The organism is Streptomyces racemochromogenes (genome assembly GCF_039535215.1).
Lineage (GTDB): Bacteria > Actinomycetota > Actinomycetes > Streptomycetales > Streptomycetaceae > Streptomyces > Streptomyces racemochromogenes.
Genome location: NZ_BAAAWT010000001.1, coordinates 1,293,451 through 1,304,982 on the forward strand (window position 1 = coordinate 1,293,451; position 11,532 = coordinate 1,304,982).

The 11,532-nt window shown below is 72.3% G+C and carries 6 protein-coding genes; 2 read left to right on the plus strand and 4 right to left on the minus strand.

The window, feature by feature from the left end:
* Nucleotides 1–45: 45 nt before the first annotated feature.
* On the plus strand, nt 46–3,666 hold the full coding sequence (gene cobN / locus ABD973_RS06005) for a cobaltochelatase subunit CobN (RefSeq protein WP_345499003.1): 3,621 nt from the start codon (nt 46–48) through the stop codon (nt 3,664–3,666).
* Between the two features lie 135 nt (nt 3,667–3,801).
* Nucleotides 3,802–6,018: a terpene synthase family protein gene (locus ABD973_RS06010; protein ID WP_345499005.1), complete on the plus strand. Its 2,217-nt coding sequence runs from the start codon at nt 3,802–3,804 to the stop codon at nt 6,016–6,018.
* Nucleotides 6,019–6,034: 16 nt separating this feature from the next.
* On the opposite strand, the gene ABD973_RS06015 is transcribed toward ABD973_RS06010, so the two are convergent.
* The 4 genes from ABD973_RS06015 to ABD973_RS06030 all read right to left on the minus strand — a co-directional run bounded on the left by ABD973_RS06015 (nt 6,035) and on the right by ABD973_RS06030 (nt 11,464).
* Complete coding sequence (locus ABD973_RS06015; protein ID WP_345499007.1) at nt 6,035–7,276, minus strand: GNAT family N-acetyltransferase; 1,242 nt, start codon at nt 7,274–7,276, stop codon at nt 6,035–6,037.
* Nucleotides 7,277–7,391: 115 nt separating this feature from the next.
* The gene (locus tag ABD973_RS06020) at nt 7,392–8,657 is read right to left on the minus strand and encodes a YncE family protein (protein ID WP_345499009.1); all 1,266 of its coding nucleotides are present in this window, start codon (nt 8,655–8,657) and stop codon (nt 7,392–7,394) included.
* 115 nt (nt 8,658–8,772) lie between these two features.
* Entirely contained in the window at nt 8,773–9,924 is a 1,152-nt protein-coding gene (locus tag ABD973_RS06025) for an XdhC family protein (RefSeq protein WP_125595470.1), read from the minus strand.
* A 76-nt stretch (nt 9,925–10,000) separates the two neighbouring features.
* Nucleotides 10,001–11,464 (minus strand): NCS2 family permease, encoded by a 1,464-nt coding sequence (locus ABD973_RS06030; RefSeq protein ID WP_125595471.1) that lies wholly within the window; start codon nt 11,462–11,464, stop codon nt 10,001–10,003.
* Between the last annotated feature and the right edge of the window lie 68 nt (nt 11,465–11,532).

Sequence of the window (11,532 nt, forward strand, 5' to 3'; positions counted from 1 at the left end):
CTCACTGCCCGGGGCGCGGAAACCCCGAGGAAGGCCTGCCGCCGCATGATCCTGCTGCTGTCGACGTCCGACACCGATCTGCTCAGCGCCCGCGCCGCGAACGTCGCCGGCGGCCCCGTGCCGTACCGGTTCGCGAACCCCTCCCGCCTCCCCCTGGACGACCTGCCCGGTCTGCTCGACGGGGTCGGGCTGGTCGTCGTACGCCTCCTCGGCGGCCTGCGCGCCTGGCAGGAGGGCCTGGACGTGCTCCTCGCCGCCGGCCAGACCCGCCCGGTGGTCGTGCTGACCGGCGAACAGGCCCCCGACGCGCAGCTGATGGAGGCCTCCACGGTTCCGATCGGCATCGCCGCCGAGGCGCACCGCTACCTCGCGCACGGTGGCCCGGCCAACCTCGAACAGCTGGCGCGTTTCCTCTCCGACACCGTGCTGCTCACCGGCCACGGCTTCGAGCCCGCCGCCGCCTCCCCCACCTGGGGCGCCCTGGAGCGCCCGGCCACGGAGGCGACCGGCCCGCAGGTCGCGGTGCTGTACTACCGCGCGCACCAGATGAGCGGCAACACCGCCTTCGTGCACGCCCTCTGCGACGCCGTCGAGGCCAAGGGCGGGCGGCCGCTCCCCCTGTACGTCTCCTCGCTGCGCACCCCCGAGCCGGAGCTCCTCCAGGCCCTGTCCGGTGCCGACGCGATCGTCACCACCGTCCTCGCGGCTGGCGGCACCCGCCCCGCGACGGCCTCCGCCGGCGGGGACGACGAGTCCTGGGACGCGGGCGCGCTCGCCTCCCTGAACGTGCCGATCCTGCAGGCCCTGTGCCTGACGGGTTCGCGCGGCGACTGGGAGGAGAGCGACGAGGGCCTGTCGCCGCTCGACGCCGCCACCCAGGTCGCGGTCCCCGAGTTCGACGGCCGTCTGATCACCGTCCCGTTCTCCTTCAAGGAGATCGACGAGGACGGCCTGCCCGCGTACGTGGCCGACGCCGAGCGGGCCGCGCGCGTGGCCGGCATCGCGGTGCGCCACGCCCGCCTGCGGCACGTCGACCGCCGCGACAAGAAGATCGCCCTGGTCCTGTCCGCGTATCCGACGAAGCACTCCCGCATCGGCAACGCCGTCGGCCTGGACACCCCGGCCAGCGCCGTGGAGCTGCTGCGCACCCTCATCTCGCACGGCTACGACTTCGGCCCCGCGGCCGAGATCCCCGGTCTGGTCTCCGGCGACGGCGACGAGCTGATCCGCGCGCTGATCGAGGCCGGCGGCCACGACCAGGACTGGCTGACCGAGGAGCAGCTGGCCCGCAACCCGGTCCGCATCCCCGCCGCGGACTACCGGCGCTGGTTCGCCGAACTCCCCTCGGACCTGCGCGAGAGCGTCGAGGAGCACTGGGGCGAGGCACCCGGCAACATGTTCGTGGACCGCTCCTCGAACCCGGACGGCGACATCGTCCTCGCGGCCCTGCGCCGCGGGAACCTGCTGATCCTGATCCAGCCGCCGCGCGGCTTCGGCGAGAACCCGATCGCGATCTACCACGACCCGGACCTGCCGCCCTCGCACCACTACCTGGCCGCGTACCGCTGGATCCAGGCGGCGTCCGAGGACGGCGGCTTCGGCGCCGACGCGATGATCCACCTGGGCAAGCACGGCAACCTCGAATGGCTTCCCGGCAAGAACGCGGGCCTGTCCGCCTCCTGCGCGCCCGACGCCGCACTCGGCGACCTGCCCCTGGTGTACCCCTTCCTGGTCAACGACCCGGGCGAGGGCACGCAGGCCAAGCGCCGCGTGCACGCCACCCTCGTCGACCACCTGGTGCCGCCGATGGCCCGCGCGGAGTCGTACGGCGACATCGCGCGCCTGGAGCAGCACCTGGACGAGTACGCCCAGATCAGCTCCATGGACCCGTCGAAGCTCCCGGCGATCCGCGCGCAGATCTGGACGCTGATCCAGGCGGCGAAGCTGGACCACGACCTGGGTCTGGAGGAGCGCCCGGACGACGACGGCTTCGACGACTTCCTGCTGCACGTCGACGGCTGGCTGTGCGAGGTCAAGGACGCCCAGATCCGTGACGGCCTGCACGTCCTGGGCGGCGCCCCGACCGGTGAGGCGCGGGTCAACCTGGTCCTCTCCATCCTGCGGGCCCGTCAGATCTGGGGCGGCACCTCCGCCCTGCCCGGCCTGCGCGAGGCCCTCGGCCTCGACGAGTCGGCGGCGACGCGCACCGCGGCGGACACCGTCGAGGAGACGGCGCGCGCGCTGGTGCAGGCGATGGAGGACGCGGGCTGGGACCCGGAGGCGGTGCCCTCGGTCGCCGCGGACCACCCGCGGGCCGTCGCGGACATCCTCACCTTCGCGGCGAACGAGGTCGTCCCGCGCCTGGCGGGCACGACGGACGAGATCGCCCACGTCGTGCGGGCCCTGGACGGCGGCTTCGTCCCGGCCGGCCCGTCGGGCTCCCCGCTGCGCGGCCTGGTCAACGTCCTGCCGACGGGCCGCAACTTCTACTCGGTCGACCCGAAGGCCGTGCCCTCGCGGCTGGCGTGGGAGACGGGCCAGGCCCTGGCGGACTCGCTCCTGACCCGCTACCGCGCCGACCACGACGGCGAGTGGCCGGCCTCCGTCGGGCTCTCCCTGTGGGGCACGAGCGCGATGCGCACGGCCGGCGACGACGTCGCCGAGGCCCTGGCGCTGCTCGGCGTCCGCCCGGTCTGGGACGAGGCCTCGCGCCGCGTCACCGGCATCGAGGCGGTCCCGGCGGACGAACTCGGCCGTCCCCGCATCGACGTGACGCTGCGCATCTCGGGCTTCTTCCGTGACGCGTTCCCGCACGTCATCGGTCTCCTGGACGACGCGGTCCGGCTGGCGGCCTCGCTGGAGGAGCCCGCGGAGGCGAACTTCGTCCGGGCCCACGCCCAGGCCGACCTGGCCGCCCACGGCGACGAGCGCAGGGCCACCACCCGCATCTTCGGCTCCCGCCCCGGCACCTACGGCGCGGGCATCCTCCAGCTGATCGACTCCCGTGACTGGCGTACGGACGCCGACCTGGCGGAGGTCTACACCGTCTGGGGCGGCTACGCGTACGGCCGCGGCCTGGAGGGCCGTCCGGCGCGAGCCGAGATGGAGACGGCGTACAAGCGCATCACCGTCGCCGCGAAGAACACGGACACCCGCGAGCACGACATCGCCGACTCCGACGACTACTTCCAGTACCACGGCGGCATGGTGGCCACCGTGCGCGCCCTGCGCGGCACGGCCCCCGAGGCGTACATCGGCGACTCCACCCGCCCGGAGACGGTCAAGACCCGCACCCTGGTCGAGGAGACCTCCCGCGTCTTCCGCGCCCGCGTGGTCAACCCCAAGTGGATCGAGGCGATGCGCCGCCACGGCTACAAGGGCGCCTTCGAGCTGGCGGCGACGGTCGACTACCTCTTCGGCTACGACGCCACGACGGGCGTGGTCGCGGACTGGATGTACGACAAGCTGACGCAGACGTACGTCCTCGACCCGGCCAACCGCGCCTTCCTGGAGGAGGCCAACCCGTGGGCCCTCCACGGGATCGCGGAACGCCTCCTGGAGGCCGAGTCCCGCGGCATGTGGGAGAAGCCGGACCCGCAGGTCCTGGAGGCGCTGCGCCAGGTCTACCTGGACACGGAGGGCAACCTGGAGGGCGAAGCCGAGTAGGCGGACGCCCGTGCGAACGTCACCTGAAGCGGTGAACTCCCCCTTGTCCGGGAGGCGCCGCGGGTAGGGCAGTGCTGATCTCGTGCGGGGGCCGGAACGCCGGCCCCCGCACCTTGACGAAAGGCCGGCCCCGCAGTGACGCAGCCGTTCCGCCTGCCGGAGTTCTACGTGCCGTACCCGGCGCGCCTCAACCCCCACCTGGAGGAGGCCAGGGCCCACAGCAGGCGGTGGGCGCGGGCGTTCGGGATGCTGGAGGGGTCCGGGGTGTGGGAGGAGTCGGACCTCGACTCGCACGACTACGCGCTGCTGTGCTCGTACACGCACCCCGACTGCGACGCCGAGGCGCTGTCCCTGGTCACCGACTGGTACGTGTGGGTGTTCTTCTTCGACGACCACTTCCTGGAGATGTTCAAGCGCTCCCAGGACCGGGCCGGCGCGAAGGCCTACCTGGACCGGCTGCCCGCCTTCATGCCGATGGACCTGGCGGAAGGTTTCCCCGAGGCCTCCAACCCCGTCGAGGCCGGGCTCGCCGACCTGTGGGCGCGTACGGTCCCGGCCATGTCGGCGGACTGGCGGGAGCGGTTCTCGCTCTCCACGAGGAACCTGCTCGACGAGTCCATGTGGGAGCTCGCCAACATCGGCATCGGCCGGGTGGCGAACCCCCTGGAGTACATCGAGATGCGCCGCAAGGTCGGCGGGGCGCCCTGGTCGGCCGGCCTGGTCGAGTACGTGGCCGCCGAGGTGCCGGCGCGGGTGGCGCACTCACGGCCGCTGGGCGTCCTGCGCGACGCCTTCTCCGACGCCGTGCACCTCAGGAACGACCTCTTCTCCTACCAGCGCGAGGTGGAGGACGAGGGCGAACTCTCCAACGCCGTCCTGGTGCTGGAGACCTTCCTCGGCTGCACCACCCAGCAGGCCGCCGAGGTCTCCAACGACCTGATCACCTCCCGGCTCCAGCAGTTCGAGCAGACCGCGCTGACCGAACTCCCCCGCCTCTTCGCCGAACACGCCCTGACGCCCGCCGAGACCGCGGCCGTGCTCGCCTACACCAAGGGCCTTCAGGACTGGCAGTCCGGCGGCCACGAGTGGCACATGGCCTCCAGCCGCTACATGAACGAGGGCGCCCGGGCCACCGGCCGGACGACGCTGCCCTTCCTCCCCTCCGGGCTCGGCACCAGCGCCTTCGACCTGCGTTCCGCCTTCACCCGCCGCTCGATGGAGCTGCGCCGCCGCTCCTTCACCCACGTCCCGTACCAGAAGACCGGCCCGCTGCTCCTCCCCGACATCCGGATGCCCTACGAGCTGCGCCTGAGCCCGCACCTGGGACAGGCCCGCGAGGGTTCGGTGGCGTGGGCGCGGCGGACGGGGCTGCTGGACGCGCAGCCCGGGGACCCGGGTTCGGCGATCTGGGACGAACAGAAGCTGCGCGGCTACGACTTCGCGCTCTGCTCGGCCGCCATCGCCCCTGCCGCGACCGCCGCGGCGCTGCTGCTCAACGCGTGCTGGCTGACCTGGGGGACGTATGCGGACGACTACTACCCCGTGGTGTTCGGGCGGACCGGCGACATCGCGGGCGCCAGGGCGGCCACCGCGCGGCTGGTCGCGATGATGCCGCCGCAGGACGGCGGTGCGGGGCCCGCGCCGGTGACCGTGCTGGAGCGGGGCCTCGCCGACCTGTGGGCGCGCACCGTCCGCGGCATGGCCGCGGCCGCCCGCGCCGAGTTCCGGGCGACGATGGTGGAGATGCTGGAGAGCTGGGTGTGGGAGGTGGAGAACCGGTTCCACCGCCGGGTCCCGGACCCGGTGGACTACGCGGAGATGCGCCGTCTGACGTTCGGCTCCCGGATGACCATGTACATGTGCCGGCTGGGGCAGGAGGGCCGGGGCATCCCGGACGAGGTGTACCGGTCGGGCACCATCCGGTCGCTGGAGAACGCGGCGGCCGACGCCGGGTGTCTCGTGAACGACATCTTCTCCTACCGCAAGGAGGTCGAGTTCGAGGGCGAGGTGCACAACCACGTCCTCGTCACGCGGAACTTCTTCGGCATCGGCTACCCCGAGGCGCTGCACATCTGCCACTCCCTGCTGGTGCAGCGCGTCGAGGAGTTCCAGCACATCGCCGCCGACCGGCTGCCCGTCCTCTGTGACGACCAGCGGCTCGACGCCGGGGCGCGGGCCGGGCTCGACGCGTACGTCGGCGGGCTCCGGGACTGGCTCGCGGGGGTCCTGCACTGGCACCGGACGACCCGCCGCTACCGGGACGAGGACCTGCGGCCGCCGGTCGACGCCCTGTCCACGCTGGTCCTGGGCAGCGGCTTCGGCATGGCGGCGGCCCGGATCCCGGGACGCTGAAACCCGCTGGTGGACGCTAGAACTCGTCGGAGGTGTGCGGCAGCGGCCCGGTGCGCAGCGCCGCGTCGAGGGCGGCGGCCGCGCCGGGGCGGTGCTCGGCGACGAGCCCTGCGGCGACGAGTTCCGCGACCCGGGTCCCGCCCAGGTAGCAGGCGGCCAGCTCCCGTACGTCCAGGGACAGGTCGGGTTCCGCGCGGGCGGTCTCGTACGTGGCCCCGCCGGGCCCGGCCTTGAGCCGGAACCGGCCCGCGTTGGCGGGCAGCCGGGCGTCGGTGAGGTCCAGGACGAGTTCCACGGGGGCGGCCCACGACCGCCCGGTGAGCGCGGCCCGTACGTCGACGAGCCGCAGCCACAGGGCCGGGTACTGGGCGGTGACCCTGACCTGGTCCCGGTCGGCGGCGAAGTGCAGCAGCGGGTCGTCCGGGGGGCGGCCCCACGCGGAGACCTTGCCGGTCAGGTCGAGGGAGGCCAGGCACTGCCACAGCGCGGCGGCGACGGCGGGGGTCTCGGCCTCCAGTTCCTCGACGCGGACGAGGCCCGGGCGGCCGCGGGCGGGCGGCGCCCCGTCGTCCTCGTGCTTCGTGCGGTAGAGGACGTAGCCCGCCACGGGTTCCCCCGGTTCCCCGAGGGCGATGATCCGGGGCGGGCCCAGCTCCTCGTCCTCCTCGTCCTGTTCGCAGAGCCACTCCTGGGCCCAGCGCTCCGCGCTCCGGCTGGGCCGGCCGGCCCGGGTCCGGCGGGCGGCTTCGTGGAAGGGGGCGATGACGGTGGGGACCTCGTCGGGGTCGACCAGCCGCAGCGGGCGCGGGTCGGGGGCGATGCGCAGGGCGAGGGGCCGGGTGGAGTCGATCTCGATGGTGGCGCCCTGGGTGGCGGCGCCGTAGCCGAAGCGGCCGTAGATGGCGGCTTCGGAGGCCCACAGGACGAGGAGGGGGCTGCCGTCGGCGCCGGCGCGGCGCAGCTGTTCGTCCATGAGGGCGGTCAGGACGCCCCGGCGGCGGTGGGTGGGGGCGACGGAGACGAAGGTGAGGCCGGGGCCGGCGAGGTCGGTGCCGCCGGGCACGGAGAGGCGGAAGGGGTGGGCGGCCATGAAGCCGACCAGTGCGTCGCCGTCGTAGGCGCCGAGGCGGGCGCAGCGGGCGAGCAGGCGGTGGTGCCGTTGGCGTGTCTGCGGTTCCGGGCGGTCGTGGAAGACCAGGTAGGCGAGCTCCTGAGCGCGGTCGATGTCGGCTTCGGGTACCTCGCGGATGTCCACCATGATCCGGAGACTAATCGGTCATCGCGGACCGCTCGCACCATATTGGCCGGATCTGCCCGTCCGGCCGGTCCCGATGCCGGGTCCGGCCGGTGTCCGGGCCTGTCGGCAGGGGCTCTCAGCGGGTGACGGGGCCGTTCCAGCCTGCCGGGACGTGACCGATTCGTACCCGTTGGGGGTGGTCGCCGACGGGGACGGAGACGCGGGGCGTCCCGGTGGCGAAGTCGATGGCGGTGACGCGGTCGGCGCCGCTCTCGGAGATGACGCAGGCGGTGCCGTCCCCGTTGACGGTGGCCCAGTAGGGCTTCGCGGCGGGGACGAGCGGCCCCTCGGCGAGGGTGGCGCGGTCGACGACGGTGGCGTAGTCGTCCATGGTGCCCGCGACGCAGAGCTTGCGGCCGTCGGGGCTCATGGACATGCCGTGGTGGCGGGAGTCGTTGACCCACTTGGTGCGGTCGGCGGGGGTGGCGGGGTTCTCGGGGAGGGTCTTGACGCGGGTGATCCGGTCGGAGGGGACGTCGTACTCGACGAAGCCGTTGAAGAAGGAGACCTGGAAGTAGAGCTTGGTCTCGTCGGGGCTGAAGGAGACCGGCCGTACGGCGTCGGAGAGGTCCCCGCGGCCGAAGGCGTCGAGGCGTTCGCGCATGTCGATGACGCGGACGGTGCGGAAGGTCTCGGTGTCGACGACGGTGATCTTCCGGTCGCCCTTGGTCCAGTCGAGCCAGGGTGCGTCGAGGGCGGAGGTGACGTCGCCGATCGCGCTGTTCCAGAGGTACCGGCCGCCCTGGGTGAAGGTGTTCTCGTGGGGTTTGTCGCCGGTGGTGAAGGATCCGGTCTGCCGGCCGGTGGCGATGTCGAGGACGTGGACGGTGTTGGCGGTCGAGGCGGAGACGGCGACGCGGGTGCCGTCGGGCGAGACGGCCATGTGGTCGGAGCGGTGACCGGCGACGGGGAAGCGCCAGTTGATCCGGCCGGTGCGGACGTCGATGGAGACCACGTCGGCGAAGCTGGGGCGGGAGACCACGACGGCGGAGCCGTCGGGGGTGGTGTACATGTCGTCGACGAACTGGTCGTGGCCCTCGCCCGCCGTGGCGCGGATGCCGAGGAAGAAGCCGAGCCTGACGGGGTTGAGGTAGATCTCGCGCAGGCGTTCCTCCTTGTCGGGGACGACGTTGATCCGGCCGACGCGGGCGAGGTCGCCGGTGGAGGCGAGGACGTCGGCGGTGCCCTCCCAGTTGTTGCCGACGAAGAGCACTTCGCGCAGGCCGCCGTCCGGCGGGGTCGCCGCCCGCGAGGCGGGGCCGAGGGTGGCGGCGAGGCCGGCCAGCGCCAGGGCGCAGGTGAGGCGGAGGGCGCGTGCGGGGGTGTGACGGGTCCGGGACATCCGCTCAACTCCGATACGGGAAAGCGCTGTTACCGGCCGGTAAAATAGGCGGGACATGCGGAAGGCGCAACCCCCGGGAGGGTCGCGCCTTCGCTCATGTCAGGGGGTCGCCCCTTCAGGCGACCGAGCCGATCCTGCCGATCACCGTGTTCGAGGTGTCGTGGTGGATCGGGATGTGCGCGCCGGTGAGGGCGGCTCCGCTGCCGCCGCGGCGGTTCGCCACGATCTCGGCGGCGATGGACAGCGCGGTCTCCTCCGGGGAGCGGGCGCCGAGGTCCAGGCCGATCGGGGAGCGCAGCCGGGCCAGTTCGAGTTCGCTCACGCCGACCTCGCGGAGCCGCTTGTTGCGGTCCTCGTGGGTGCGGCGGGAGCCCATGGCGCCGACGTAGGCGACGGGAAGCCTGAGGGCCAGTTCGAGCAGCGGTACGTCGAACTTGGCGTCGTGGGTGAGGACGCAGAGCACGGTCCGGCCGTCGACCCGGGCGGTCTCCAGGTAGCGGTGCGGCCAGTCGACCACGATCTCGTCCGCCTCGGGGAAACGCTTCTTCGTCGCGAAGACGGGCCGGGCGTCGCACAGCGTGACGTGGTAGCCGAGGAACTTGCCGATGCGCACCAGGGCGGAGGCGAAGTCGATGGCACCGAAGACGATCATCCGCGGGGGCGGGACGCTGGACTCGACCAGGACCTTGAGCGGCTCTCCGCAGAGCCGGCCGTCGGCGCCGATCTCCAGCACGCCGGTCTTCCCGGCGTCGAGCATGGCGCGGGCCTCTTCGGCGAGGGTGCGGTCCAGCTCGGGGTGGCCGCCGAAGCCTCCCTCGAAGGTGCCGTCGGGGCGGACCACGAGGGCGCGTCCGGTCAGCTCGGCCGGGCCTTCGGCGATCCGGGCCAGCGCGGCGGCCTCGCCCTGCGCGGCGGCACGCAGCGCGGTGGCGAGCACCTCCCGCAGGGGGGAGCCCACGGGGACCGGGGTGACCAGGATGTCGATGATCCCGCCGCAGGTCAGACCCACGGCGAAGGCATCGTCGTCGCTGTAGCCGAAGCGTTCCCGCACGGTCTCGCCGTCCTCGATCGCCTGCCGGCACAGCTCGTAGACCGCGCCCTCCACGCATCCGCCGGAGACCGAACCGATGGCCGTGCCCTCGCCGTCGACGGCGAGCGCGGCTCCGGGCTGCCGGGGAGCGCTCCCGCCGACCGCCACCACGGTGGCGACGGCGAAGTCACGTCCCTGCTCGACCCACCGGTTCAGTTCTTCGGCGATGTCCAGCATGTGCGGCCTCCTCGGAGAGGTTTCGGGTTCCAGTATCGGATGCGTGGAGGGTCAGGTGGTGCCCACGGGCCTCGCCCTACTTGACGCCGAGCCACGCCTCGATGGGGTGGAGGGCGAAGAAGACCAGGAAGACACCGGTCAGGACCCACATGAAGGCGCCGATCTCGCGGGCCTTGCCCTGCGCGACCTTGATGGCCACGTAGGAGATCACACCGGCGGCGACACCGGGGGTGATCGAGTAGGTGAAGGGCATGATCACCACGGTCAGGAAGACCGGGATGGCGGTGGCGGCGTCGGCCCAGTCCACGTGGCGGGCGTTCTGCATCATCATCGCGCCGATGATCACCAGGGCCGCGGAGGCGACCTCACCCGGGACGATCTGGGTGATCGGGGTGAAGAAGAGGCAGGCGGCGAAGAGCAGACCGCTGACGACGGAGGCGAGACCCGTGCGGGCACCCTCGCCGACACCGGTGGCGGACTCGACGAAGACCGTCTGGCCGGAGCCGCCGGCGATGCCGCCGATGGCGCCACCGGCACCGTCGATGAACAGCGCCTTGGACAGGCCCGGCATGCGGCCCTTGTCGTCGGCCAGCTTGGCCTCGGTGCCGACGCCGATGATGGTGGCCATCGCGTCGAAGAAGCCGGCGAGCACCAGGGTGAAGACGATCATGCCGACGGTCATGACGCCGACGTCGCCCCAGCCGCCGAACTCGACCTTGCCGAAGAGCGAGAAGTCCGGCATCGAGATCGCGGAGCCCTCGAGGGTCGGCGGACCGTTCTTCCAGGCCTTCGGGTCGATGTCCAGGACGGCGTTCAGGATGGCCGCGAGGACGGTGCCGCCGACGATGCCGATCAGGATGGCGCCGGGGATCTTGCGGGCCTGGAGCATGAAGATGCCCAGCAGGGTGACGCAGAAGAGCAGGACGGGCCAGCCGGCGAGCTCGCCGACCGAACCGAGCTGGACCGGAGGACCGAACTCGGGACCCTTGCCGACGAAGCCGGCCTTCACGAGTCCGATCAGGGCGACGAACATGCCGATGCCCATGGTGATCGCGTGCTTGAGCGCCAGGGGGATCGCGTTCATGATCATCTCGCGGAGGCCGGTGACGACCAGGAGACAGATCACGACGCCGTACATGACGCACATGCCCATGGCCTGCGGCCAGGTCATCTGCGGGGCGACCTGCGAGGCCAGGACGCCGGAGACGGACAGGCCGGCGGCGAGGACCAGCGGGACCTTGCCGATGAAGCCCATCAGGAGGGTGGTCAGGGCCGCGGCGAAGGCGGTGGCCGTGATCAGGGCCTTCTGGCTCATCGTGTCCCCGGCGACGTCCTTGCCGGAGAGGATCAGCGGGTTGAGCAGGAGGATGTACGCCATGGCCATGAAGGTCGTGACGCCGCCACGAATCTCATTGCCGACGTTCGACCCTCTGTGGGTGATGTGAAAGTAACGGTCGAGCCAAGAACGCCCAGCGGGGTTCAGAGTGCCGTCGCCGGCCTCTTCCGCGGTGGTCTTGGGCTCCACAGACGACTGGGTCATGGTGCCTAACTCCCAAGGTTCAAAGGGGCACCCGCATGAAGATTGGAGACGCGGGATTTGGGAAACTG

Excerpts from the sequence above, each read along its gene's own strand:
- cobN (WP_345499003.1), top strand. The coding sequence starts at position 46 with ATGATCCTGCTGCTGTCGACGTCCGACACCGATCTGCTCAGCGCCCGC.
- ABD973_RS06015 (WP_345499007.1), bottom strand. The coding sequence starts at position 7,276 with ATGGTGGACATCCGCGAGGTACCCGAAGCCGACATCGACCGCGCTCAG.
- ABD973_RS06020 (WP_345499009.1), bottom strand. The coding sequence starts at position 8,657 with ATGTCCCGGACCCGTCACACCCCCGCACGCGCCCTCCGCCTCACCTGC.
- ABD973_RS06025 (WP_125595470.1), bottom strand. The coding sequence starts at position 9,924 with ATGCTGGACATCGCCGAAGAACTGAACCGGTGGGTCGAGCAGGGACGT.
- ABD973_RS06030 (WP_125595471.1), bottom strand. The coding sequence starts at position 11,464 with ATGACCCAGTCGTCTGTGGAGCCCAAGACCACCGCGGAAGAGGCCGGC.